This window comes from Sandaracinaceae bacterium (assembly GCA_016706685.1).
GTDB lineage: Bacteria > Myxococcota_A > Polyangia > Polyangiales > Houyiibacteriaceae > JADJJE01.
This window is the reverse complement of sequence record JADJJE010000003.1, coordinates 416,332-441,810: the sequence shown is the minus strand read 5'-3', so window position 1 is coordinate 441,810 and position 25,479 is coordinate 416,332. Positions and strand designations below refer to the sequence as shown.

The 25,479-nt window shown below is 71.6% G+C and carries 21 protein-coding genes; 13 read left to right on the top strand and 8 right to left on the bottom strand.

Going from position 1 to position 25,479, the window contains the following annotated elements; genetic code table 11:
* Window positions 1-46 precede the first annotated feature (46 nt).
* The 4 genes from IPI43_07880 to IPI43_07865 all read left to right on the top strand — a co-directional run bounded on the left by IPI43_07880 (window position 47) and on the right by IPI43_07865 (window position 4,382).
* Window positions 47-1,141: a hypothetical protein gene (locus IPI43_07880; protein ID MBK7774048.1), complete on the top strand. Its 1,095-nt coding sequence runs from the start codon at window positions 47-49 to the stop codon at window positions 1,139-1,141.
* A gap of 221 nt (window positions 1,142-1,362) precedes the next feature.
* Window positions 1,363-2,610 carry a hypothetical protein gene (locus IPI43_07875; protein ID MBK7774047.1) on the top strand — a complete coding sequence of 416 codons (1,248 nt, stop codon included), beginning with the start codon at window positions 1,363-1,365 and terminating at the stop codon, window positions 2,608-2,610.
* Between the two features lie 41 nt (window positions 2,611-2,651).
* Window positions 2,652-3,824: a hypothetical protein gene (locus IPI43_07870; GenBank protein ID MBK7774046.1), complete on the top strand. Its 1,173-nt coding sequence runs from the start codon at window positions 2,652-2,654 to the stop codon at window positions 3,822-3,824.
* A 63-nt stretch (window positions 3,825-3,887) separates the two neighbouring features.
* A complete protein-coding gene (locus tag IPI43_07865) occupies window positions 3,888-4,382 on the top strand; it encodes a peptidylprolyl isomerase (protein MBK7774045.1) in 495 nt (164 codons plus the stop codon).
* Between the two features lie 12 nt (window positions 4,383-4,394).
* Here IPI43_07865 and IPI43_07860 read toward each other — a convergent pair whose 3' ends face one another.
* From IPI43_07860 to IPI43_07845, 4 genes are all read right to left on the bottom strand, one after another.
* On the bottom strand, window positions 4,395-5,735 hold the full coding sequence (locus tag IPI43_07860) for a hypothetical protein (GenBank protein MBK7774044.1): 1,341 nt from the start codon (window positions 5,733-5,735) through the stop codon (window positions 4,395-4,397).
* Window positions 5,736-5,916: 181 nt separating this feature from the next.
* Entirely contained in the window at window positions 5,917-7,152 is a 1,236-nt protein-coding gene (locus tag IPI43_07855; GenBank protein MBK7774043.1) for a hypothetical protein, read from the bottom strand.
* A gap of 87 nt (window positions 7,153-7,239) precedes the next feature.
* The gene (locus IPI43_07850) at window positions 7,240-8,772 is read right to left on the bottom strand and encodes an HTTM domain-containing protein (GenBank protein ID MBK7774042.1); all 1,533 of its coding nucleotides are present in this window, start codon (window positions 8,770-8,772) and stop codon (window positions 7,240-7,242) included.
* A complete protein-coding gene (locus IPI43_07845) occupies window positions 8,769-9,212 on the bottom strand; it encodes a hypothetical protein (protein ID MBK7774041.1) in 444 nt (147 codons plus the stop codon). The genes IPI43_07850 and IPI43_07845 overlap by 4 nt, the downstream gene beginning before the upstream one ends.
* Window positions 9,213-9,315: 103 nt before the next feature.
* Here IPI43_07845 and IPI43_07840 point away from each other — a divergent pair, with 103 nt between their 5' ends.
* Window positions 9,316-10,737, top strand: coding sequence for an OmpA family protein (locus tag IPI43_07840; protein ID MBK7774040.1), 1,422 nt, complete (start codon window positions 9,316-9,318; stop codon window positions 10,735-10,737).
* A 17-nt stretch (window positions 10,738-10,754) separates the two neighbouring features.
* Here IPI43_07840 and IPI43_07835 read toward each other — a convergent pair whose 3' ends face one another.
* Together IPI43_07835 and IPI43_07830 are read right to left on the bottom strand one after the other, a co-directional pair.
* Window positions 10,755-11,651 (bottom strand): serine/threonine protein kinase, encoded by an 897-nt coding sequence (locus tag IPI43_07835; protein MBK7774039.1) that lies wholly within the window; start codon window positions 11,649-11,651, stop codon window positions 10,755-10,757.
* The gene (locus IPI43_07830; protein ID MBK7774038.1) at window positions 11,648-13,003 is read right to left on the bottom strand and encodes a sigma 54-interacting transcriptional regulator; all 1,356 of its coding nucleotides are present in this window, start codon (window positions 13,001-13,003) and stop codon (window positions 11,648-11,650) included. The genes IPI43_07835 and IPI43_07830 overlap by 4 nt, the downstream gene beginning before the upstream one ends.
* Window positions 13,004-13,148: 145 nt before the next feature.
* Between IPI43_07830 and IPI43_07825 the strand changes: the two genes are divergently transcribed.
* The 7 genes from IPI43_07825 to IPI43_07795 all read left to right on the top strand — a co-directional run bounded on the left by IPI43_07825 (window position 13,149) and on the right by IPI43_07795 (window position 21,907).
* A complete protein-coding gene (locus IPI43_07825) occupies window positions 13,149-14,087 on the top strand; it encodes a hypothetical protein (GenBank protein MBK7774037.1) in 939 nt (312 codons plus the stop codon).
* The gene (locus IPI43_07820; GenBank protein ID MBK7774036.1) at window positions 14,084-15,934 is read left to right on the top strand and encodes a hypothetical protein; all 1,851 of its coding nucleotides are present in this window, start codon (window positions 14,084-14,086) and stop codon (window positions 15,932-15,934) included. Before IPI43_07825 ends, IPI43_07820 begins: the two co-directional genes overlap by 4 nt.
* A complete protein-coding gene (locus tag IPI43_07815; protein ID MBK7774035.1) occupies window positions 15,931-17,256 on the top strand; it encodes a serine/threonine protein kinase in 1,326 nt (441 codons plus the stop codon). The genes IPI43_07820 and IPI43_07815 overlap by 4 nt, the downstream gene beginning before the upstream one ends.
* Before the next feature lie 41 nt (window positions 17,257-17,297).
* Entirely contained in the window at window positions 17,298-19,760 is a 2,463-nt protein-coding gene (locus IPI43_07810; GenBank protein MBK7774034.1) for a LysM peptidoglycan-binding domain-containing protein, read from the top strand.
* Between the two features lie 64 nt (window positions 19,761-19,824).
* Complete coding sequence (gene lepB, locus IPI43_07805) at window positions 19,825-20,445, top strand: signal peptidase I (protein MBK7774033.1); 621 nt, start codon at window positions 19,825-19,827, stop codon at window positions 20,443-20,445.
* 9 nt (window positions 20,446-20,454) lie between these two features.
* Complete coding sequence (gene cobU, locus IPI43_07800; protein MBK7774032.1) at window positions 20,455-20,994, top strand: bifunctional adenosylcobinamide kinase/adenosylcobinamide-phosphate guanylyltransferase; 540 nt, start codon at window positions 20,455-20,457, stop codon at window positions 20,992-20,994.
* A 46-nt stretch (window positions 20,995-21,040) separates the two neighbouring features.
* Window positions 21,041-21,907, top strand: coding sequence for a rhomboid family intramembrane serine protease (locus IPI43_07795; GenBank protein MBK7774031.1), 867 nt, complete (start codon window positions 21,041-21,043; stop codon window positions 21,905-21,907).
* 17 nt (window positions 21,908-21,924) lie between these two features.
* On the opposite strand, the gene IPI43_07790 is transcribed toward IPI43_07795, so the two are convergent.
* Entirely contained in the window at window positions 21,925-22,620 is a 696-nt protein-coding gene (locus IPI43_07790) for a DUF1415 family protein (protein MBK7774030.1), read from the bottom strand.
* 170 nt (window positions 22,621-22,790) lie between these two features.
* Here IPI43_07790 and IPI43_07785 point away from each other — a divergent pair, with 170 nt between their 5' ends.
* Window positions 22,791-24,491, top strand: a complete 1,701-nt coding sequence (locus IPI43_07785; GenBank protein ID MBK7774029.1) for a protein kinase — start codon at window positions 22,791-22,793, stop codon at window positions 24,489-24,491.
* Window position 24,492: 1 nt separating this feature from the next.
* Here IPI43_07785 and IPI43_07780 read toward each other — a convergent pair whose 3' ends face one another.
* Entirely contained in the window at window positions 24,493-25,428 is a 936-nt protein-coding gene (locus tag IPI43_07780; GenBank protein MBK7774028.1) for an NAD-dependent epimerase/dehydratase family protein, read from the bottom strand.
* Window positions 25,429-25,479 lie beyond the last annotated feature (51 nt).

Sequence of the window (25,479 nt, the reverse complement as noted above, 5' to 3'; positions counted from 1 at the left end):
GCCGAGCGTGCGCGTCACGCGTGGCGCATGTCGCGGCACGTATCCGATGCTGGCAGACCCCGCGTGCCAGACCAGCGACGGGCTGTGTGAGGCGGCGGAGGTGGCCAGCTACGAGAGCGCTGCCGCGGACTGCGTGCAGGTGGGGGAGCAGCGCGGCGGCGTCTTGCTGTACCGCACGGGCCCGTCCACGGCGGGGCTCCCACTGCGCGTGTCGGTCGACGAGGCGGGGCAGGTGACCGTCACGCGCGCGACGGCCGCGCCCGAAGGCGAGGCGCCGCCATCGGCAGGCTGGGTCATGCGCATCACGCGTGGCGACACGCGCTTGCTCACTCGGGTGCAGATCGTCCCGCTCGGGGCCGACGGGTCTGCGAGTGTCCCGCCTGCCGAGACTGTCGCGCCGGGCGCTGACGCGGGCCGCGCGCACCTGCGGGATGCGCTCACCGCTGCAGGCCTCGATGACGCCGAGCGCGACGCGTTCCTGACCGCTTGGGACGAAGCGCTCTTCGGTGAGGACCCGCTGGGCCGCGGCGCGGGTGGCCTCGACGGGACCCTTGGAGTCGGCCCCGGTGGCAGCGCCATCCCGCCCGGTGGGGCCGGCTATGCGCCGCCGCATCTGCGCCCCCCGCCGCGTGGGGTCGGCTCGGGCGAGGCTGGTCTGGTGGGCACCATCGGGGGTGGCGGTGGGCTCGGCTTTCACCACGCGCTCGGGTCCGTGGCTGACGCGCTCGTCTTCCTGGTGCCACGAGCCGACGTGGACGCGCTGCTGCCGCTGGACCTCGATCCCCCGCCCCGCCTCGTGCGCCGCGTCTTTTTGGCACGTGTCGAGATCGTGCCCGCGCGTCTGAACTTGAGGGTCCCAGCCGTCACGGTTCGGGGAGGCCTCGACGCCCAAGTGACGCGCCGGATGATGCTCCGCTCCACGCCCCTCGTCCGTCAGTGCCTGTCCCCGACGGGGCCTGTGGGCGTGCTCACCGTGGAGTTGCGCATCCTGACCACCGGCGCCGTGGAGCGTGCGTCGATCACCGGGCTCGAGCTCGACCCGCAGCAGACCGCCTGCGTGCTCGAGCATCTGCGCGCCATTCGGTTCCCCGAGCACGACTCGGTCACGGAGCTGACTGCCCCCATCATGGTGAGCCGATGACCCTTCGCGCCGGTACATCCCCATCCCCGTCCGACCTTCACGTCGTGCGAGTCACGCTCGCGTCCATGCTGCTCCTCGGAGCATGTGGGAGCAGTACCGCGCCTGCGCCACAGGAGAGGCAGAACTCGCGGACGGCCGACCCCGCGTCTCAACCCAGCCCGGCGGCCGGTACGTACACTCTCCACGAGTGGGGCTTCATTGCGGCCGGCGATGACGGCAGCGTGCGCGCAGTCTCGGGGCCCCACGGGCTGTCGTCCATCTCGCCCTCCTCGCTGGGTATGGGCTCCGTGCATGCCGTGGGCGCCGGCGGCAAGCCCGTGCTGTACTTCCACCTCGATGAAGGTGTGACCGAGCTCGCGCTGAACGTGGGTGTGCGGCCAGCCGGCGAGGGCCAGCTGCTCGAGCACTTTCCGCCCGGCGAGCTGAGCGACGATCACCGCACCCTGCGCTGGCCCAGCGTGCGCATCACGCGCGGAAGCTGCCGTGGCACCTATCCGGGGCTCACCGATGCGCGGTGCCAGACCAGCGACGGCCTCTGCGAGCTGGCCGAGCTCGCGGGATACGAGAGCGCGGGCGCGGACTGCGTGAACGTGGGCGAGCAGCGCACCGGCGTGTTGTTCTACCGCTCGGGTCCTGCGCAGGCGACGCTGCCGTTGACGGTGACGCGCGATGCGGAGGATGTGGTGCAGGTGGCCCACGCAGGCGCCGCGGATTCGGCACGCGTGACGGGTTGGGTGATGCGCATCGCCCGCGGCGCCGATCGGACCCAGACGCGCGTGCGCGTGGTGCCGCTCGCGGCCCAGGAGCCCATGCGGGTGGGGCCAGCCCGTGGTGACGGGAGTGTTGCTGCCGACGAAGGCATCGCACAGCTGCGAGCCGCCGTCCTCGCGGGCGGCCTCGACGAGCCCGAGGCGAACGCTTTCATGACGGCTTGGACCGATGCGCTCTTCGGCGCCGAGCCACCACCGCCGCCCCCACCCCAGCCGCCCGGCACCATCGGCTTGGGCATGCTCGGCGGTCGCCGGCACCCGCTCGGGTCGGTGGCCGACGCCGTCGTCTACTTGCTGCCACAGCCCAGCGTGGACGCGCTCTTGCCGCTCGAGCTGAGCCCTGCGCCACGCAGCGTGCGGCGTGTGTTCCTGGCGCGCGTCTCGGTGTCCATCGAGGGGCTGCGCGTGCGTCTCCAGGCGCCCACCGTGCAGGGGCCGCTGTCGCTCGAGGTGAGTCGACGAGTCTTGCGGAGACACTTCAACGCGCTGCGCCATTGCATCGCGGCCGACGTGGCCCTCGGCCAGTTCACCCTCAACGTGCGGGTGCTACCGGCCGGTACCGTGGAGCGCGTGTCCTTCGAGGGCCTCGACATGGGGGACGACGCGCGTGCGTGCTTGTCGGCTGCGGTGCAACGCATCACGTTCCCAGCGGCCGACGCGTCCACGAGCATCGCTCAGCCGATCACGATCAGCCCCTGATCCCGGCCGCGAACGTCACTGACGATGCTACGCTCGTGCGGATGGTGCATCGTCTCGAACGGTTGGCTCTCGCGCTCTCCGGCGTCACGCTCGCGTCCTGTGCACTGGGCGCGCCGCCGGAGCCCGTGGCTGGAAACGGCTCGCAAGCGCGGCAGGCCGCGCTCGAGGCGCCCGTCGATGAGCCCCAGGCCGCCGAGCTTCGTATGGCGGAGCCCGCTACCAACCCCGCCGAGGGTCGCTTTCGCGTGCACGAGTGGGGCCTGGTGGTCACGGAGGCCAGCGGCGCGCTCGCCATTGCCACGGGCTCCCCACAGGCTCCCACGCCGGAGCAGCGCCCGGTGCTGCCCAACGGTCGCGAAGGCATCGCGGCCCCAGCCAAGCCGGTCTTCTACGTGCACCTCGACGACGGCCTCGACGAGGCGCGGTTTACCCTGGGCGTGCGCTCGGTGTCGCGCGGTCGGGTCATCGAGCACTTCCCCATCGCGGTTCGGCAGGAGCGCAACACCGCCATCGTGTGGGAGGACGTCATCGCGCGCCGTGGGTCGTGCCAGGGCGTGTATCCCGGCCTCGCGGATCCGCTCTGCGCCACGCCCGACGGCCTCTGTGAGCTGGCCGAGCTGAGCGACTACGAGACTCGAGAGGCAGCCTGCCTGAGCTTCGGCGAGCAGCGCGTGGGGCTGCTCTTCTATCGCATGGACGGTGCCCGCGACACGCTGCCCATCGACGTGCGGCGCGGGGCGGCCGACACGGTGCGGCTGCGCAGCGTGGGAGCGCCGCCGGGGGGTCTGGTCATGCGCATCCACCGCGAGCCCACCTTCTCCATGACCCGCGTGCGTACCGTCACGCTGGACGCCGATGGGCGCGCCGTGATCCCGGCTCGCGCGCAAGCGAGTGGGCTCTTGCCCGCCACCACGGGCCTCACGCTGCTGTCGGCGGCGCTCGATGGTGCGGGCCTCACCGAGCAGGAGCGCGACGCCTTCCTGCGTGCCTGGCGTGTCCCTCTCTTCGGCGTGGGCGACGAGCGGACGCTGGGCGCCGCCACCCCTCCGCCCGTGAATCATCCGCTGGGCCCGGTGGCGGACGCGCTGGTCTATTTCTGGCCCGCCGAGAACGTGGATGCCGCGCTGCCGCTGACCATCTCGCCCACCCCGCGCGAGGTGCGGCGCGTCTTCGTGGTGCGCGTGGACCTCGGTCCCCTGCCGGTCACCGAGTGAGGCCCACCGCTGCTGGGCGGTGCCAACTTTACGCGGGCGCGGTTCCGCGTCACCCTCCGGCCGATGAGCGACACCATCCAGAACGACACGGTCGTCCACCTCCACTACGTGCTCACGGACGGCGACGGCAAAGAGCTCGACCGCTCGCACGGCGACGAGCCGCTCACCTATCTCCACGGCCACGGAAACATCGTGCCGGGCCTCGAAGAGGCGCTGCTCGGCAAGCAGGTGGGTGACGCCCTCGACGTGGTGGTGCCGCCCGAGAAGGCCTACGGCCCGCGCAACGGCAAGCAGCAGAAGGTGCCGCGCTCGGCGTTCTCGGCGGGCGCCGATCTGCGCGTGGGCATGCAGGTCATGAGCCGCGACGAGCAGGGCCGCTCGTTCCCCATGTGGATCGCCAAGCTGCAGGGCAGCACCGTGGTGCTGGACGCGAACCACCCGCTGGCCGGCGTGACGCTGCACTTCAGCGTGAAGGTCGACGGCATGCGTGAGGCCACCGAGGACGAGAAGAAGCACGGTCACGCGCATGGCCGTGACGGCCACGGCCACCACCACTGAGGCGGGCGGCCTCTAGGGCTCGCTGGCCGCCTCTCGCTGCTCACGCCTCTCGGCCACGAAGCCACCGAGGCGGAACGAGAGCGTGAGGCTCAGCGTGGTCAGCTCGTTCCACACCACGTGGTCGCGCGCCCCGTCGAAGTCGGGGTGATAGGCCAACGTCACGTAAGCCAACGTGAGCGTCAGGTAGTCGCGAAAGTCGTAGCCCACGCTGGCGCTGAACTCGGTGAGCGTGCGGATGTGGTTGCGCGCCGCGTCGCCGAAGCACACGGGCTCGGGGCTGGTGTCCACCGTGACGCAGGCCTCGGACAGGCGGTGCGCGTGGCTGACGTCGAGTGCGAGCGCCAGCGTGAGCGTCCAGCGCGGCTTCGGGATCAGCAGCGCCTGCCCCACGAGCGACAGCGTGCCGATGGTGGTGGTGACGCCGCCAGCCTGCTCGCACGCGCTGGTGCTGCCCACGCCGCTGAGATCGCACGCGTAGGCGTCCCGCCGGCGGGTGCGCACCACGTCACTGCTCGACAGCCAGGCGCGGTAGGTGACCAGCCCATAGAAGACCAGCCCCGAGAGCACGTCCACCGGACGGATGGCCAGGAGCCCACCGCCCAGGTTGACCGAGCGCTTCGCACCCTGTGACACCAACGAGGTGGGCAGGCGCAGCAAACCCAGCCACGTGAGCGTGACGTCCCTCGGGCGTGCCTCCATCGTGTAGCGCACGTCGAGGCGCGTGTCGTCGAGCCACACCTGACGCTGCCGGCTGGTGATGTCCGACTCGGTGAGCTCGAGCGTCATGTCCTGGCGCGCACCCAGCGACACGCGCTCACGTACGTTCCAGCGCGGGCTCACGCTCAGCGTCCACGTGTAGGTGGGGTCGTAGGTCAGCTGCGAGTCGCGCCGGAACCCGCGCAGGTTGTAGCTCTGCGCGAAGGAGACCGGCACCTCCCAGGACAGCCCCTCGGCGGTGGGGTTCACCGACTGCGCTCGTGAGGCGGCGCTCAGCCCGCTGCCCTGCGGCGTGGGCTCGGCCTCGCCTGCGGAGGGCGGCTCGGGAGACCCGGGTGGAGACGCCGTGGTCGGTGGGCTCGGCTCGGCCAGCGCAACGGCACGGCCCCCTGGCGTCACCGGCTCTGGCTCGGGCGGCGCGTTGGCGGGTTCACCAAACCCACTCACGTCCAGCTCGGGCTGCGCTTCGGCAGCAGCTTGGTCGCCCGGCTGGCTACGACGCGCGGGCAGTCGCGGCGCGGGCGCGCTGGGCGAGGCCACCACACCGGCGGGGTCTCCATGAGCGCGCGCGGTGCTGGTCGCCCCGGAGGTGCTCACGAGGAGCCCCACCACGAGCGCGCCCAGCGAGCGCCTCACAGCCCCGCCACCGCGCTCACCAGACCTGCGTGCCGAGGTACACCGTGATTCCCCAGATGATCACGTGGGACACGGGGATCCACAGGAAGTAGAGCATGGCGGTGTCGTCAGAGTGCTTTGTCGGCTCCATGCGCCATGGGCTAACACAGGTCCGCCCCGGAAGCACGCCCGAAGTCTCGCGTCAGGGCAGCTCCATGCGGGGCGTCCGCGAACACTCCACGTCCTCCATGGACTCCACGTCGTCGAGATCGCTCACCACCGCGAAGTCGGTCCAGGCCATGCCCGCGTCGCGCAGGTCGTCGGGGCCCAGGTCGATGTCCGCGTCCCCCCACGAGGCTCCGGCGTACACGTCGTTGCTGGCGATGAAGGTCACGTTTCCGCCGTCCGCGTGGAACATGCCGTACTCCTTGAGCGCCTCGGCCATGGCCTGCGCACCGGGGGACAGGCCGCTGGTGTCGAAGTCTGCCCGCAGGCGCAGCCGTACGCCGTAGGGTGGCGGCATGGTGCCTTGTGGGCCGCTGGTGGGCTGGCCATGGCGCTCCACCGTCAGCGGGTTGTGAGTGGCCGGGCGCACGTAGACGAAGCGCTGCACAGCCTCGTTCGGCAGGATGAAGCGCAGCGCGTGGCGGATGGTGCCCGACCTCACCTGGAGCGGCGTGACCAGCATGGGCACGATTGGCAGGCCCGCGGCGTCGGCGCTGGTGCAGCTCAGGCCGCGCAGGTCGCTCGGCAGGGTGGTGGCGTCCCAGACCGCCAGGCAGCCGCCCTCGAAGGTGCCCAGCACGTCGTTGGCGCGCCACATCTCGAACAGCTCGCAGCCCTCGGTCTCCAGCACGGTCAGGTGGCAGTCGCCGTCGCCCGCGCAGGTGTAGTTGGCCTCGCCTTCCAAGCGCCCCGTGCTGGGCACCGGGATGGGCACCTCGTCGCAGTGCGGGCTGTAGAACTCGTCGGTGGGCGCAAAGCCGTACGTGGTGGTGCTGGCGTCGGCGGCCAGGGGCTGGAAGCCGTAGTCGTTGTCCGAGTCGCCCAGGTCGATGCGGAAGGTCTGAGAGCCGTCCACCACCGCCGCGAGGTACTGGATGATGGTGTTCGAGCGGGGGTCCACACAGGTCTCGCGCACCGACTGGTTCCACGGCGCCGAGGGCGGGAAGAGCTGACCCACGGCGGCGCCACAGCGCCCGTCGAAGAGGGTTGCGGGTGTGGTGCTGGCGCCCGGCGGCGAGGGGTTGACCGTGGCGGTGGTGACCGGGCCGGGCTGGCACATGCCCTGGTCGCCGATGCTCAGGTCCGGCAGCGCACCGTCGGTGGAGGCGTCGCCACCCAGGTTCGAGCCACCGCTACCACACCCAGGAGTGAGCGCGAGCAGCAAGCCGAGGCACTCGAGCGGACCAAACCCACGACGTCGGATGAAAAACATGACCAATTGGTATCGAACATTCCCCCGAGTGTCGAGGGTCATTCCAATCAGGGAGGAACGCCGTCGCGATCACCGCCAGCCGCGACGTTATGGACGGCTCCCCTCGTCGGGTGGGAGCAGGCCGCGCGAGCGCAGGTCCTCCACCGTGCTCTCGAGCTCGGCCAGCTGGCGGTCACGGTTTCGCGGCGGCGCACCGCTGGCATGCGCGCGTTGCTCGTCGGGCGGGGCCTCGCCACGGGCCACCCGGGCGGCCGCGTCGCGATCCCAGTCCATCCAGAATTCGCGGTAGGCCGGCGGGTAGTAGCGCTTGGCCTTGGTGTAGTGCTCGAGCGCGTCCAGGTAGAGCTGCGGTTGCTCCGCCGAGGCGAGCCGGCGCGCGTCGCCGCCCGCGTTGCGGTAGTAGTCGAAGCGCACGTCGCTCTCCACCAGCGCCAACAGCAAGAGGCCCCCCGCCAACAGCCCCGAGAGCGCAGCGGACAGCGCGCGCGCGCGGTGCCCATGGACGTGCAGCCCCAGCGCGAGCACGAGCGCGACGGCGGCGACCGCGGCCAGCACCCCGGCGCCCATCCCTCCGGGCAGGTCGGTCAGCGCGAAGACGCCCAGCACACCCGCTGCGGTCACGACGGCGCTGGCCACGATCAAGGCGCGCGTGGGCTCCTCCGCCGTGAGCCACGCATCGAGCGCACGTGCCGGCGCGCTGAGCGCGTACAGCAGCCCCGCCAACAGCTCGCGCGGCAGGAACACGATGCTGGCCACCAGCAGCATGTACTCCGTGAACCACCCGATTTTGAGGTCCATGTGCGCTGCGCCGGCATGGAACGACAGCGGGGCCAGCACCCAGAAGGCCAGCACGCGGCGCGCGCGCACGCGCGGCAAGCGGTCGAACACCGGCGCCAACACGAAGCCCACCGCGATGACCAGCTGAATGGCGATGGCGCTCTTCGCGAACCCGCTCCAGAAGACCGCAGGGGTGACGTCGTGCTCGGCCGCGAACGCCAGCATGGAGCGCGCAGCGTCGGTGTGGCCGGCCAAGCGCGCGATCGCGTGGCCGTCACGCCAGTCCGCGTTGGTCTTGGTCACCGCCGTGTAGAAGTAGACGATGGCGCAGCTCACGCAGAACGACACGAACCCCCAGCTCTCGTGCGGGACTCGCGCGCTCGGGTCGTCCGGGTCGTCGTGCAGGCTGCCGCCGAGCGCGTCTCGGAGCGTGATGGACGGGAAGCACGTCATGGCGAGCAGCAGCAGCGAGAGCAGGTAGTGGTGCTGGTAGGTGTCGAGGAGGCTGCTCGACCAAGCCAGCGTGTAGAGCGTGGTCAGCGCGGCCATGCCCACACGCGTGGGGCCCACCAGCGCCATGGTGAGCGCCAGCCAACCCGCCAGCAGCACGCTGCCCACGTAGAGTGGGGCCGTAGGCAGCGGCAAGAGCGCGTCGAGGAACGCGAAGTGCGCCACGTTGAAGCCACCCACGCCGTAGCGCGCGCCGTGCGGCACCAGTTCGAGCCAGCAGTCGAACGCCAGCAACGCCAGCAGCGCGCGCGTCAGCAGGTAGGGCCGCAGCAGGTCCACGGGCCCGAAGAAGTAGCGGTCGAAGGCGCCGCTCGGTGTGCTGGGCGCGCTCACGGGGAGGTCTCCCCACCGGCACAGTCGCGCGCCACCTCGATGGGGGGCAGCGGCGTGCCGTCCACTTCCACGCAGCGGTTCTCGACGCGCACGTGGGTCGTGCCCTCGCGCTCGCAGCGCAGCGTCAGGTAGCGCTCCACCACACGGCGGCGGTTGCGCTTGAGCCCCTCCACCCAGCCGGCGGGCACCACCTGATACGGGTTCACGCCCACTTCGCTCCCGCCGCGTGTCTCGAACACGCCCAGCTCGCACTCCTGGAGCCGCACCCCCGAGAACATGCGCCATGCGAAGCGCTCGTCGTACGGGTCGTCGCGCAGGTAGTACGTCAGCGGGATCAGCAGCTGCGCCAGCACCACGACCACGATGAAGGCCCGCGCACGCCCGCGGCGGGCAGACGCGGTGGTGTCGGCGGGGACGGGCAGCTCGGCGGCGGAACTCACGCGGCGCATGGTCGTCTCCACGCGCGCCCACGTCAAACCCGCGCCGCGGGCATGCGTGCCCGAATCTGGTGAGCCGTGCGCCGGTCGTGCTACTTGTACTCCGATGAAGGTGGACATCAGCCGTATCCCATCCTTGCCTCGCGCGTATCCGGCGAAGGCGCTGGTGCTCGTCATCGCGCTCGCTGCGCTGGGGGTGGCCGCGCCCGCACGGGCAGACCACGGCCGCTTCAACCTGCACCTCGACATCGGCGGGGGTCTGGTGGTCGCGGGGGACACGCGCCCCGGTGACGGAATCGGCGCGGGCGGCGGCGCGGGCTACCTGGGCGCAGACCTGGTGCTGGCCCAGCCCATCGCGCTCGAGGTGCTGTTCGGCATGGGGCGCTTCAACAAGCCGTTCCCGGGCACGCTCGACGGCTCTCCCAGCTACCGGGCCGTTCTGGCCGGCATCCGCTACCGCGTGCTCGAAGACAGCTCCGGCTACGCCACGGGCGGAGGCAGCGTGGCGGGTGGCCTGTGGCTCTCCGCGCACGTGGGGTGGCACGACTTCGACGGGCCGCAGTTCGGCTTCGACGTCGGCATCGGCTACGAACTCTCCGTCGCGCGGCCGCTGTCGCTCGGCGTGTTCGCTCGCCTCACCACCATGATGGCCGGCAACACCGCCGGGGCGGACGCCATCCTCCTCATCGGCATCACGGGCTCCGTGGCCATCCAGGTCTACGGCGGCCCGGCCGACGCCGACCGCGACGGCCTATCGGACTCCCAAGAAGCCAGCCGCGGCACGGACCCCAACCGCTCCGACTCGGACGGCGACGGCATCCTCGACGGCGTCGAGGTGGACGCGGGCTACGACCCGCTGCTCACCGACACCGACCACGACGGCCTGAACGACGGCGTGGAGGATGCCGACCACGACGGCGAGCTGGACCCCGGTGAGAGCGACCCGTTGCTGGTGGACACCGACGGCGGCGGCGTGAACGACCTGGACGAAGCCACCACGGCCGGCATGAGCTCGCAGGACCCGCGCGACGACGACACCGATCAGGACGGCGTGGCCAATCCCTACGACCGCTGCCCGGAGACTCCGACCGACCGTGCGGTGGACACCACGGGCTGCCCCACCGGCCGCACGCGCACCACGCCCATCCCCACGCCCGTCCCTGCGACCGGGGGCCCCGCGCCCATCGCCGCCGTCATGGAGTTCGAAGGCATCCGCTTCGCGACCGGCAGCGCGCGCATCCTGGACGAGTCCGAGCCCACCCTGCAGCAGGCGCTCGCCGTGCTGGAGGGGAGCCCCACCGTGCGCGTGGAGGTGGCCGGGCACACCGACGACCAGGGCCGCGAGGCCACCAACATGCGCCTGTCCCAAGAGCGCGCGCAGGCCGTGCACGACTGGTTGGTGGAGCACGGCATCGACGCCGCGCGCCTCACCGTGCGGGGCTACGGGCCGCGCGAGCCCATCGCCCCCAACGACACGGCCGAGGGCCGCGCGCGCAACCGGCGCATCGAGTTCCGCCGCATCGACTGACGGGCCCGCGCCCGCCGTCAGCCTCCCTGGGCAGAGCTGCCGTGGCGCGCCACGTGCTCTGCCAGGGCCTCTTCGAGCGCCACGCGCAGCGCCTGTGCCGACTGGAAGCGCTGCTCGGGAGACTTCGCCAGCGCGCGCAGCACCACCGCCTCCACGTGCTCGGGCACGCGCGGGTTGTGCTGACGCGGCGGGATGATGGGCTGGTGCACGATCGCGTCGAAGACCTCCGTGATCTCGCGCAGCCCGTCGGGCACATGGCGCTGCCCCGTGAGCGCCCGGTAGGCCACGGTGCCGGCGCCGAACACGTCGGCGCGCGCGTCCACGAAGCGCCCGAGCACCTGCTCCGGGGCCATGTAGGCGGGCGTGCCCACCACCACGCCCTGGTCCGTGATGCGCGTGCGCCGCGACGCATCGAGGCTGAGGCCGAAGTCGAAGAGCACCACGCGCTCGCCGGGCGGCGCGGTGAGGAACACGTTGGCGGGCTTCACGTCACGGTGCAGGACCTCCCGCGCGTGCGCCGCCTCGAGCGCTGCGCAGACGCCCACGGTGACCCGCAGCGACCCGCTGACCGACAGCGGCCCGTGCGCCTTCACCTGCTTCCCGAGCGTGGTGCCCTCGAGGCGCTCCATGACCAGATACGGGACGCGCTCTTCGTGGAACCCGGCGTCGTAGATGGGGATGACGTTGGGGTGGTGCACGCTGGCCGTCAGCCGACACTCGCGCAGGAACCGCGTGTGCGCCTGGTCGGCCCGCGCGAACGGCGGCAGCACCTTCACGGCCACGCGCCGGCCGAGCCCCTCGTCGAGCGCCTCGTAGACCACCCCCATGCCGCCGCGGGCGAGCGCGCGCTCGATGCGGTAGCGCTCCCCCAAGAGCTCCCCCACCCGCGGCAGGCGTGGGTTAGCGGAGGTCATGCCGACACAAGAGGTGGAACAGGTGCGAGCGATCCATCTTGGCCTCGCGCGCGGCCTTGGCCACGTTCCCGCCCGACTTCTCGAGCCAGTGCTTGAGGTAGTGCCCCTCGAAGTCCTGCAGGACCAGCGCGCGCGCCTCTTTGTACGCGAGGTCGAGCGCCGGCCGCACGTCCAGCAGGTAGCCCGTAACGGGCCTCACGCTGCTGCGCGTGGCGCTGAGCTCTTCTTCGCCGTCGAGCGGCTCGAAGGTCTCGGGCAGGTGCGCCTCGCCCATGGCCAGCGTGGCCTCCACCAGGTTGCGCAGCTCGCGCACGTTCCCGGGCCAGCGATGCGCCCGCAGGCTGGCCATGAGCGCGTCGTCGAACACCTCTTCCACCGGCCCGTTGTGCCCGCACTCCACCAGGAAGTGCTCGATCAGCAGCGGCAGATCTTCGAGCCGCTCGCGGCAGGGGCGCCACACGCAGCGTCACCACGGCCAGGCGGTAGTAGAGGTCCAGCCGGAAGCGCCCCTCGTTCACCTCGGCCCGCAGGTCGCGGTTGGTGGCCGCCACGATGCGCACGTCCACGTCGATGTCGGTGCGGCCGCCCACACGCCGGAAGCGCTTGCGCTCGAGGGCCCCCAGCAGGTTGGGCTGCAGCTCGGGCGGCAGCTCGCCGATCTCGTCCAGGAAGATGGTGCCGCCGTTGGCGCGCTCGAACGCCCCGATGTGCTGGCGGTCTGCCCCGGTGAACGCGCCGCGCTCGTGGCCGAAGAGCTCGCTGGCCACCAGGTTGGGCGACATGGCGCCGCAGTCCACCGTGACGAACGGGCCCTTGGTGCGCGGCCCGAGGTCGTGGATGGCGCTGGCGATGAGCTCCTTGCCGGTGCCGCTCTCGCCCACGATCAAGCTGGGCGCCTCGGTGCGGGCCACCTTGCGCACCTGCAGCATGAGCCGCCGCATGCTCTCGCTGCGGCCCAGCAGGTGGCCCAGGCGGTCCTCGGGCAGCAGCTCGATGTCCACGCTCTTGCCGGCCCCCACACGCAGGGTGGTGCGGCCCACGCGCAGCACGGTGCCCGGCGGGAGCACGGCGTCGTGGATGCGCACGGGCCCCACGAAGGTGCCGTTGGTAGACGCGTGGTCGCGCACCACGATGCCCTCGTCGCTCAGCTTCAGCTCGGCGTGGTAGCGCGAGACGGTGGGGTCCGTGAGCACCAGCCCGTTGCCCTTGGCGCTCCCGATGGTCAGCTCGTCGGTCTCGGTGACGAAGGTGACACCCTCGTCGGGGCCGTCCATGACGCCCACCTCGATGGTCCGGACGGTGAGCCGCGAGCGCCCTTCGTCATCGAATTTGACTGTTCTCTTTTCTGCCACGACACGGCACGCTAACACGAACGGGCGACGTCCAGGTGCTGACTCCTGAGCCAATTCCCGGACTTGCGCGTGGGGGAGTGGTCCGCCCCCATGCTCCCGGTGGCGGCTCGCCCTTGTCCCTGAATGAGGTATGTACTTACCCCTGATGCCTACGCTGTCGTCACCCCGCCCCCGCGCCCCTCATCCGGCGCCGCGCCGCACCCTGCTGGGTGTGTGCCTGCTGGTGGGTGGCTTGTTGCAGCCCGCGGGGGTGAGCGCGCAGCAGCCCTTCCAGATCGAGACGCACGCCACCCCCACGGGGCCCGATGACGGTGTCCTGCTGCAGCGGCCCGCCACCCTGCGTGCCCGCACGGTCCACGTCCAGCTTCGCGGGGACTACACCAACGACTCGCTCGTGGTCGCTCTGCGTGGCTCCACCGTCACGGAGATCTCGGTCCTCCAGCACCGGCTCGTCGGGTCGGTCTCCGTGGCCTACGGGGTGGTCGACCGGCTGTCGCTGTACATCACGCTGCCGCTCGTGCTGCACCAGGTGGGCGCCTCCGTGCTGGGGCTGCCGGAGCCGGCTGCGCGTGGCTTCGGCGACCTGACGCTGGGCCTGCACGCCCAGCTCTTCGGGGGCAGTGAGGGCGCGCAGCTGGGCGTTGGGCTCGCGCTGGTGGAGCCCACGGGCAGCGTGCAGGCCTTCGCCAGCGACGACCGCATCGGTGGCGTGGTGCAGCTGCGCTTCGCCTATGTGGGTCACCGCTGGTCGTTGGGCGCCACCACGGGCGTGTCGCTGCGCCCGGACCGCGAGTGGCTCACGCACCAGACCGGCGCCGACCTCACGCTGGTGCTGGGCGGCTTCGTGCACCCGGCGGAGGGCCTACGCCTGGGTCTCGAGCTGGCCACGGCCACGGGCCTGACCGACGGCGCGTTCTTCGACCGCAACCGCACCCCGCTCGAGGTGGACCTGAGCGGCCGCCTCACCATGGACCATGGGCTGTTCGTGCAGGCCTCGGCGGGCCTCGGCTTCGTGAATGGCGTGGGCAACCCACGCGTCCGTGCCACCTTGGCGCTGGGCTTCACCAGCGCGCAGATCCGATGAGCAACCCCTTCGAAAGCGACCCCGCCCGGCAGGGGGCCTTCTCGTCGCGACCCGATGGTGACCCGCTGGCGTCATCGTCCAGCAGCGTGCGGCGCGCCCGCACGGTGGAGCGGGCCAAGCTGCCCTTTCGGGCGAAGCTCACGTTCCTGGCCGCGCTGCTCACCGTCATCCCGCTCACGGTGGTGGGCATCCTGGTCATCCGCGACGCCACCAGCACGGTGGAGAAGCTGAACCGCGAGTACCGCGCGCAGGTGGTCGGCAACATCCAGGCGATGATCGAGGGGGAGCTGCGCGCCGCGCAAGATGGCCTCGACCTGGTGGGTCGCACCATCACGGACCCCAGCATCGACGAGGCGGTGGTGGAGTCGCTCGCCACCAACGTGGTGGCCGCGTGGGAGTCGCTCGATCACGTCGCCATCTACGACCCGAGCGGCGCGCGCATCGCCGTCATCCGTGAGCCAGGCGCCCGTGTGGAGCCGCCCGAGCAGCTGCCGGCGGCGGTGCGCGCCGAGGCCGAGGGTCAAGAGGTGGGCACCGGCGAGTCCGTGGTGGACGAGGGCCACGCGCCGCGCGTGCTCTTGGCCATCCCGCTGCGCGTGGGCGAGCAGGTCAGCGGCTTCGCGGCCAGCCTGGTGTCGCTCGAGCCCGTCCAGGCCCGCGTGGAAGAGCTGGCCAGCTCCGACTTCGGTGGCGACGACGTGTTCGTGGCCGACGCCAACGGGCGGCTCATCGTGCACCTAGACCGAGCGCGCGCCGCCGCGCTCGACGCCGCGCCCGAGCTGGAACAGCTGGTGGGCCCCAATGCCCGCAGCGAGGTGCGGGACTTCATCGGCGTGGGGCCCAACATCAACTCGGACGGCGTGCCCACCATCAGCACGGCGTTCTGGTCCCACCAGCGGCGCTTCACCATCGTGGTGCAGGTGCCCGAGGAGAAGGCCTATGCCGCTCCGCGCGAGATGCGCGCCGTGATCCTGGTGGTGGTGGGCGTGGCCATCGCGCTCGCGCTGATCGCGGCGTTCATCGTGGCGCGCCAGGTCACGCGGCCCATCCGCGCGCTCTCCATGTTCGCCGAAGACCTGGCCGCGCGGCGCTGGGACAAGCGCGTCACGCTGCGCACGCTGGACGAGTTCGGCGTGCTGGGCGACGTCATGAGCAACGCGGCGGCCGACCTCCAGGCCAGCGAGCGCCGCATCCGGCGGGAAGAGGCCATCCGCGGGGACCTCGGGCGCTACCTGCCGGCCGAGATCGTGGACTGCGTGGTCAAGCGGGAGCAGGACATGCACCTCGGCGGCTCGCGCCGCGAGATCTCGGTGCTGTTCGCCGACGTGGTGGCCTTCACGCCCATGACCGACCAGCTGGGCGCCGAGCAGGTGGTGGGCCTCTTGAACGAGCTCTTCACGGTGCTCACCGAGGTGGTCTTCAAGCACGGTGGCACCATCGACAAGTTCATCGGTGACTGCGTGATGGCCGTGTGGGGCGCCGCCACGCCCGCCGATGATCATGCCGACCGCGCGCTGGCCGCCGCCGAAGACATGCTGCGCTTCGTGGAGGTGGGCAACGAGGGCTGGTACACGAAGTACGGCGTGCGCATCGAGCTGGCCATCGGCGTGAACTCGGGGCCCGCCATCGTGGGCAACGTGGGCTCCGAGAGCCGCATGGAGTACACGGCCATCGGCGACACGGTGAACGTGGCCGCGCGCCTCGAGGCCATCGCCCGGCCGCAGCAGATCCTGGCCACGCAGGCCACCAAGAACCTGTCGGACGGCGGCTACGACTTCGTCGACATGGGCGAGCGCGTCATGACCGGGCGCGCCCTGCCGGTGCACGTGTACGAGGTGCGCCTGTGAGCACCGACAGCACGGTGCTGAAGGCCGGAGACGTCATCGCGGGGCGCTTCGAGCTCGAGCGCAAGCTGGGCGAGGGCGGCATGGGCGTGGTCTTCCTCGCCACGCAGATCCAGCTGCGCCGCAAGGTGGCGCTCAAGCTCATCCTGCCGGAGCACGCAGCCCGGAAGGGTGCCCGAGCGCGCTTCGAGCGCGAGGCCCGCGTGGCCTCGGCGCTGCGGCACCCGAACGCGGTGGAGGTCTACGACTTCGGCGAGCACCAGGGCGCGCTCTACATGGCGATGGAGCTGCTGACGGGCGCCACGCTGCGCAGCCTGGTGGACCTCGACCGGCCGCCGCTGCCACTGGTGCGCGCGCTGCGCTACGCGCGTCAGATCGCCGACGTGCTCACCGCCGCTGCGGCCATCGGCCTGGTGCACCGCGACCTCAAGCCCGAGAACGTGATGATCGAGACCGCCGCGGACGGGAGCGAGCGCGTGGTGGTGGTGGACTTCGGACTCGCGTTCATGGCCGAGCAGGGCGACATGGGTCGCCTCACGCGCGAGGGGGTGGTCACCGGCACGCCCGACTACATGTCCCCGGAACAGGCCCGCGGCATCGAGGTCACGCCCGCCACGGACGTCTACTCGCTGGGCTGCATGCTCTACGAGATGTTGACGTCCACCCCGCCCTTCCAGGGGGACACCGCCATCTTGATTTCGCGCCACCTCTTCGTGGCGCCCACCCCCATACGCGAGGCCTTCCCCGAGTTGGACGTCCCCGGCTCCGTGGACGACCTCATCCAGCGCATGATGGACAAGACCCCCGAGGCTCGGCCCTCCGCGCAGAGCGTGCGCGACGTGCTGCTGGCGGTGGACCCGGCGGCCCCCTCGCGGCACGGCGCTACCCAAGGCGGTCGTTTGCTCGGTCGCGCCGCGCGCATGGTCTCGCAGGCGCCCATCTCCACCAACGCGCCCACCATGATGTCGGAGAGCGACAACGTGCTCATTCCAGGGCCGGGTCCCACCGGTGGCTTGGACGTGGCCTACATCGGCCCGAACGACGAGGCGTTGTTGCTGGGACTCGCGGCCAACGGCCTCTTCCTGCGCGCCTACGACGCCACCCCCGCCCGCGCCGTGTTCGCCCCGGGTCTCGCGCCCGAGGAGATCGCCACGCTGGCGCGCGCGGGCGAGCCCGTGATCACCGACGCCCCCAAGGGGGACATGGAGCGGCTCTCGCAGCTGCTCCGCGCAGGCGCCGCCGACGTGGTGGTGACCCCCTACGACCCGGAAGAGGTGGCGCGCAAGGTCGCGCGTGCCATCCGCAAGAGCGAGCGAAAGAAATGATGCCAAGGACCTCTCAGCGCGCCGTACTCGGTGCCCTCCTCGTGACCGCGCTCGCGCTCGTGCTGCGCGCGCCGGCCGCTGCCCAGGACGGCGGCGGCGAAGACACCATCCTCTACACCATCCAGGTGGGCGACACCTGCTACGGCATCGCGCAGCGCTTCTTCGGGAACCCGCGGCAGTGCCACGAGGTCATCTATCGCTACAACCCCCATATGGGCTCGGACGCCAGTAACATCCGGCCCGGGGTGACCATCACCATCCCGGTGCGCAACCCCAACGCGCCCGACGCGCGCGTCACCCGCACCGCACGAGACGTCCAGGCGCGCTCGTCCAGCTCGGCCGACTGGCGGTCCGCCCGCAGAGGGCTCGGTCTCTACCGTGGCTGGCACGTGAGCACCGAAGAGTCGGCCAGCGCCGAGGTGACCTTCCGCGACGAGTCGGCGATCCAGATGCGCGAGAACACGCTGGTGATCATCTACGGTGGCACGGCCGAGAGCACGGCGCGGCGCCGGACCAGCCAGGCCACCCTGGAGCGCGGCACGCTGCGCAGCCGCCTGGGGGACCTGCGCCTGCAAGTGGCCACCCCCAGCGGCGAGACCGAGCTCAACGGCGGCTCCTCCGTGGTCACAGTGGACCAAGAGGGCAGCAGCGTGGTGTCCAACCACAGCGGTGGCTCGGCGCGCGTGCGCGGTGCCACGGGAGCCCCTGTCACGGTGCGCCCGGGCTACGGCTCCACCGTGGTGCGTGGTGAGCGGCCCGCTCGGCCGCGCCCGCTGCCCGCCACCCCCACCCTCACCGGCGAGACGCGCCGCAGCGTCATCGGTGTGGTGGGCGCCGGCGGCACCCTCGTCGGCGAGTGGGCCGAGGTGCCCGGCGCAGCCTACTACCGCGTGGAGCTGTCCACCGAGGAGGACGGCGGCGGGCTGATCGCGGCGGTGCAAGCGCCCGCCACCATCCATCGCTTCGAGGTGCACCGGCTGCCCGCCGGCACCTACTACTTGGCGCTGGCCACCATCGACGCCTCGCGCCTCGAGAGCCGGCCCAGCGAGCGCATCCCGCTCACGGTGTCGCTGGTGGGCCTGCAGCCGCCCGGCGCGCCCGAGCCCGACCGCACCAGCGTGGTGGAGGGGGACTGGGGCCGCCCTGCCACCGCCCCTGCCGTGCTGCGCGGGACCCGCTTCTTCAGCCCGGACGGGTTTCTCTGTGGGTTGGCCGACGGCCCCGCGGCAGCCGAGGGCGTGTTCACGCGGCCGGGGCTGGCCGAGCTCACCTGCACCGCCACGGGCGGCGGCTCGCAGCCCGCGCTCGCCGTCCAGGTGGAGCAGCCCGCCATCACGGTGGAGGGCCTCGAGCCCGGCGCGCCGGCCTCCGTTACGCGCGGCAACCCGCAAGAGGTGACCTTCACGCTGGACGCCACGCAGCCCCTGCCGGAGCTGCGGGTCATCGCGCCCGAGGGCGTCGAGATCCAGCACGTGGAGCAGGACGAGGGCCGGCTGGTGGTCACGCTCGTGGCGAGCCCCAGCGCGCCCGCCAACTTCGAGCTGACGGTGGTGGCGGTCGAGCCGCTGCCCGAAGAGCCCGCGACGCCAACGGAGCCCACGGAGCCTACCGAGCCCACGGAGCCCACGGAGCCTCCCACCGGCACCGAGCCCGAGCCGCAGCCCCAGCCGGTCAGCGTGCCGCCCTCGCCCATCGCCGAGCTGACCGTCAACGTGCAAGAGCCCGACGCGCCTGCGCCCGCGGTCACGCCGCCTCCGCCCGTGGTGACCGAGGCCCCCACGCACGTCGCCGCGGCACGCCCGCAAGAGGCCTTCGGACTCGCCGCGCACCCCAGCTTGATGGGCCTCGTGAACGACCGGCGTGTGGGCAGCGGTGGCTTCACCATGCTCAGCCATCAGGGCCGCATGGCGCAGGACCAGGGCTACTGGCGCGCGACCGTGGGCATCGAGGCCGCACCCACCGATCAGCTGCGCCTCGGCATCGCGCACGCCATCGACGTGGCGGAGAGCGGCGTGGTGCCGGCCGAGCGCGGCGACCGAGACCTCCAGGCGTGGGTGGGCTACCGCCTGCTCACGCGCCATGACCTGTCGCTCTATGTAGACCTGAGCGCGTGGTTCCCGACGGGTGGCGAGCGTGAGGGCATCGAGCGCGTGCGCCTCGGCCCGTCGGTGGCGCTCAGCTACCGGCTGGGCGACCGTTTCCTGCTGCGCACGCGTCAGGGCGCGCTGCTCGGCATGGACGGCGCTGGCCCGTTCCTGTGGGCCTCCGCCTACGGCGCCGACGTCCAGCTGCTGGACGCGCTCTACCTGGGCCTCGAGGTGGACAGCAGCATCGGGCGCGCCGATGGCGGCCTCTTCACGGCGCTGGGCGCGGGCCTGGGCCTGAGCGCGCTGGTGGGCCCCGCCACGTTCAGCCTCGGCTTCCGCTATGGCTTCACCAACGACTTCCAAGACGCCATCGGGCGCTTCACCCTGAGCGCGGGCGTCCGCGTCGCGCTCGACTGACGCTCGCTGTGGCCCACTTGCTCGAAGTTGGCCGAACGCCCGAAAGGGCTCATCCTCCCACCTCGTGACCAAAGCCTCCCTCAAGTTCCTCCTCGGCGTCCTCGCCGTCTGCGGCGCCATCGCGGGCGTCCTGCGGGCCTTCTTCGTGACGCCCGTCATGATCTCCGATGACGGCATGGCTCCCACGCTGCTCGCGGGCGAGACCGTCCTCATGTGGAACAGCAAGGGCGGCACGCCCGAGTTCGGGGACCTCTTGGTGTGCCGTCATCCAGCGGGCGCGGGCTACGTGGTGGGGCGCTTCATCGCGCGCCCCGGCGCCACCATCTCGGCAGACCGCGGCTTCATGAAGATCGACGGACACTCCCCCGACCGCAACATCGACCGCACGGTGTCCTTCACCATGAACGGGGAGACGCAAGCGTACTCGGTGATCATCGGCCGCGAGGCACGCAGCGGTGAAGAACACCTCTTCATGCAGGACTCGCGCGTGGGTTTCCGCACGCGCAACATCGTGGTGCGCGACGGCATCTTCCTGATGGGCGACAACCGGCTGCCGCATCGCTTCGACAGCCGCACGTTCGGGCCCGTGAACCCCAGCAACTGCGTGGGCCGCATCTTCATGCGCTGGACCACCGCGCCGCACCGCATCGAGTTCGACCACAGCGTGCTCGACACCATCAACTGAGCGGGGCGGGTGGCACACCTGGTCGTCATCGGCGGTGGAGCGCGCTCGGGGAAGAGCCGCTACGCCGAGGAACGCGCCGCCTTGCACGAGGGTGAGCGCCGCTTCCTGGCCACGGCCGTGGCGTTCGACGACGAGATGCGCGCGCGCGTGGCTGCACACCAGAACGACCGGGGCGGGCGCTTCGTCACCGTGGAGGTGCCGGAGGCTCTCGAAGAGGCGTTGCGCCACTGCGCTGGGGCGTCGGTGGTGGTGATCGACTGCCTCACGCTGTGGCTGTCCAACTTGCTCCTGGCGGGGCTGACCGACGTGCAGATCGAGGCGCGTGTGGAGCAGCTGGTGGCCGCACTCGGGGCACTGCCGTGTGAAGTCCTGATCGTGACCAACGAGGTAGGCATGGGCATCGTGCCGGAGCACGCCCTCGCGCGGCGCTTTCGGGACATCGCGGGGCGTGCCCACCAGCGCCTGGGTCGCGAGGCCGACGAGCTGATCTTCGCACAGCTCGGGGTCCTGCTCCGGCTGCGGCCGGCTCCCATCGCGCTCGTCACGTAGCCCCTCCAAATGCGCGCTCGGCTTCGGCCTGCTAGGCTGACCGCCCATGCGAAAGCTCACGAGCCGCGAAGAACGCCGCGAGGCACAGTTCCTGCGTGACGCGCTCGTGGGCGGTGACGTCGCGGCCTCGGTGAAGCTCGAGGCGGACGGCAGCTTTGGCGTGTGGGTCCACGCGCAGTCCGACATGGACTTCGCGGAAGAGCTGCTCGAGGCCTACGTCACGGATCCTCGGGACCCACGCATCGCCGACCTGGCCGCCCGGGCCGGGGCCACGCGTCGCACCCGCACGGCCGAGGAGCGCGAGGCGCATCGTCGCACGGAACGTGCACAGGCCGAGCAGGCGCGCGCTCACGAGGCCCCGGCCATCGGCACGGTCAGCCTGGGGCTCATCGTCCTGAGCGGCATCGTCGCCTACTTCACCAAGGTGGGGGACCTCTACACCGAGCTCTTCGGCTTCGATTGGAACGCCATCACCACCCGCGGGGAGTGGTGGCGCCTGTTCTTGCCGGCGGTCTTCCACATCGGCTGGCTCCACCTGATCTTCAACATGATGTGGGTGCACCAGCTGGGGAGCGCCATCGAGTACCACTTCCGCTCGCGCTACCTGCTCATGCAGGTGCTGGTCTTCGGCGTGGGTGGCATCCTGGCGGAGGGCTTCATCACGCGGCACAGCGCCATGGGCCTGAGCGGCGTGGTCTACGGCCTCTTGGGCTTCGTGTGGGTCCGTGGGCGGCTGGACCCACGCAGCCCCATCATGCCCGCGCAGAGCACCATCATCTTCATGCTGTTCTGGATGCTGCTGGGCTTCCTGGGCGTCATGAACATGGCCAACTGGGCGCACGCCGGTGGGCTGGTCCTGGGCATGCTGTGGGGCGCCGTGAGCGCCGGCTTCGCGCGTCGGCGGGCCGCGTAGGCAACGCCCTCCTGCCCTCAGGCAGGCGGAGCGTTTGGCCAGAGCCCCACAGCCGGGTGGTCTGCTCCCAGCACCTCGGCGTAGGCGCGCGCGCGGTCGGCGCGGATGTCGCTCAGCACCTGCTCCACGGGCGCCACGCCCACGCGCTCGATCTGCTCGAGGTTGGCCTGGGCCACGCGCTCGTGCAGCGGCGGCTTCGGCGGGTTCTTGAAGAACGCCACCAGGTCGGTGATGGAGCTCGGGTCGATGTACCCGGTGCCGCCATCGCCTGGCCGGCGCACGGACTCGAGCACGCTGCGACGAATGAGCTGGATGGTGGGGTCCGGCGAGCGGCGGATGAACGGCACCAGGCGATAGGGGTCGCTCAGATCGGCCGGCGCGTCGGGGTGGAACGCCGCCGCAGCAAAGGCAGCCCCGCGCTGCTGGTCGCGGTCGCGCAGCCCCGACACGAAGCGCTCGAACGCCACGCGCGGCAGGGTGCAGCAGGGGAACAGCAGGAAGCCCACCTCCACGCGTGCGTCGGCGGCCAGCACGTCGATGGCGGCCAGCACCCGGTCGGCGTCGAGTGGCTCGTCCAGCACCAGCTGGCGCGTGTGCCCCTCGCGGCGTGAGCGCTCGGCCCACGGGCACAGCGTGTAGGCCTCGATGACCTCTACCTCGTAGCGGCCGTACACGCGGATGGCCTCGCGGGCGAGCGGGGACGTCTCGCTCACGCCTTCGGGCAAGGGCAGCCCTCGGGTGCCTTGGCTCGGCTCTCTCTCGTGGCGCACATCGTTCACGGGCCGCGAGCGTAGCAACAAACCCGCGGGTCATCCCGTGTCATATGAAGTGGGCTGGTGTAGTCGGTTGGCTGACTTTACCCACCTCTGCTAGAGGCGCGGTCGTGAGCGAGACGGACGCGCGCCTGTTCGGGCCCTACCAAATCGTGCGGCGGCTCGGCGTGGGTGGCATGGCCGAGACGTTTCTGGCGCTGCGCCGTGGGCTGCACGGGGTGGAGCAGCGCGTGTGCCTCAAGCGGGTACTGCCCGCGTTCGCGGGGGACCCGAGCTTCCTGCGCCAGTTCCACCGCGAGGCCAGCATCGCCTCCACGTTGCGCCACTCGGGCATCGTCAGCGTGGTGGAGTTCGGCGACGTCTTGGGCACCCAGTACCTGGCCCTCGAGCTCATCGACGGCGTGGACCTGCGCGACTACCTGACGTCCCGGCCGGGGCGTGTGCTGCCGCCCACGCTGGTGGCGCGGCTGGCTCTCGACCTGGGCTACGCGCTTCGCTACGCGCACGGGGTCGAGCACGGCGTGGTGCATCGCGACGTCTCGCCCGCCAACGTGATGCTCAGCCGCACGGGCGAGATCAAGCTCACCGACTTCGGCGTGGCGCGCGTGATGAGCAGCGCGGCGCCCACCACCAGCACGGGGGTGCGCGGGAAGATCGCGTACATGTCGCCCGAGCAGATCCGCGGCGAAGAGCTGGATGGGCGCGCAGACCTGTTTGCGCTGGGGGTGCTGCTGTTCGAGTGCCTGTGCGGGCAGCGCCCTTTCCATGGCGGGCACGACGTGGAGATCATGCGGCGCATCGCCGAGGGCGAGCGGCCCCACGTGCGGGAGCTGGCGCCGGCCGACACGCCGCCCGCGCTGCTGGGCGCCATCGAGGGGCTGCTGCATACGGACCGCGAGGCGCGCACGCCCAGCGCCACCGCGCTCATCGAGCAGCTGGCGCTGCTGCCCGGGCTGCACCAAGCGCGGCGGCGGCTGGGGCGTGAGGTGGACGAGCTGCGCGGCGGCCTCGACACACGCGAGCACGTGGCGGCGCAGCGCGAGGAGGTTGGCGACACGCGCCTCGACCACGTGCCGGCCATGGCGCTGGGCTTGCAGGCTGCGTCGGAGACCGTGGTGCTGCCGCCGCGCACGGCCGAGCCTGCGCCACCGCGGCGTCGTGGGCTGGGGTTGGCGCTGCTCGTCACGGCGCTCTCGGCCGTGCTGCTGGGTGCGACGTGGCTCGCGACGGGTCCGCTCCGCGCGGCGCCCCGTGCGGGTGATGCGCCCCCGAACAGCGCCGCGCTCGCGCGGGGCCCCCGCGGCGCCACCTCAGCACCAGCTGTGACGGCCAGCGCAGCGGTCTCCGCGCCGGGCACGGTCGGGCGCACGCAGACGACGGTGGTACCGGGTCTCCCCACGGCCTCGCTTCCCGTCACGGCCAGCGCCGCAGTGGCAGGTCGGCCTCTCGGCGCCCCGTCTGTCCAGGCCACCGCGCCTCCCTCGCTGCGTCCTGCGCCGGCCGCTGCGCCAACTCTCGGTCCAGACACGGCGCCCGCCGAGGCCCCCGAGCCCGACGCGAGCGCTCCGCCCACGCCGGACGACAACACCGCGCCCCCCGACGACGCCCGCCCCGGCACGCTGCGCGTGACCGTGGTCCCTTGGGGCGACGTCTGGGTGGACGGTCGCTACATGGGTCGCGCTCCCACCGAAGTCAGCCTGCGCCCTGGTCGCCACACGGTGGCCGCAGGGACCGAGGGCCCCACCGCGCGCCGCATCGTGCAGATCATGGCGGGTCAGTCGCGGCGCGTGGAGCTCGAGCTCGAGCCGTGACTCACTTCACCGAGCGGTACCACTCCGCCGTGGCACCCAGCCCCTCGGGAAGCCCCACCAGCTGCATGTCCGCCAGTTCTGCGCTCGGAGCCAGCACCGAGCGCAGCAGGTCACCCTCGCGCCGCTCGCCGAACGTCAGGTTGGGCGCCACCCCGAAGGCGCGTGACAGCGTCTCGGCCAGCTGCTGGGTGTCGCACTCCTCGCCGGTGCCCACGTTCAGCACCTTGGCGGTGAGCCGCCCCTCCACGGCGCGCACGTTGGCCTCCACCACGTTCGCCACGTACACGTAGTCGCGCACGCAGCCGCGGTCGCCCAGCTGGTGCATGGCGTTCACGCGCAGCGCCTGCCCGGCCCGCAGGCGATCGCAGAAGATGGCCACCACGCCGGCCTCGCCGTGCGGGTCCTGACGCGGGCCGTACACGTTCGCGTAGCGCAGCACGGTGGACTCGAAGCCGTACTCCACGCGCGCGCCCGACAGGTAGCTCTCGAACGCGTACTTGGAGCACGCATATGGGCTCACGGGCTTCGGCACCCAGGTGGTCTCGGCGCGCTCGGGCGCAGGCACCTCGCCGTAGATGGCGCCGCCGGTGCTGGCGAACACCAGCCGATCGATGCCCAGCTTGCGGGCCGCGCCCAGGATGTTGAGGCTGCCCAGGATGTTGATGGAGGCATCGCGCAGCGGCTCGCGCGTGCTGACGCTCACGCTGGTCTGCGCGGCCTGGTGGCAGATCACGGCCGGGGCGAACTCGGTCAGGCAGCGCTCCACACCCTCACCGTCGCGGATGTCGAGCTCCTGGAAGCGTGCGTCGGTCGGGACGTTGTGGCGCCGTCCAGAGCTGAGGTCGTCTACCACGAGCACCTCGTGGCCTCGCGCCAGCAAGGCGTCCGCGATGTGGCTCCCGATGAAGCCTGCTCCCCCAGTGACCAGTACGCGCATGTGATCTCCTTCGGCGCCAAGGGTGCAAGCGGGGGGGTGGTGGCGCAAGGT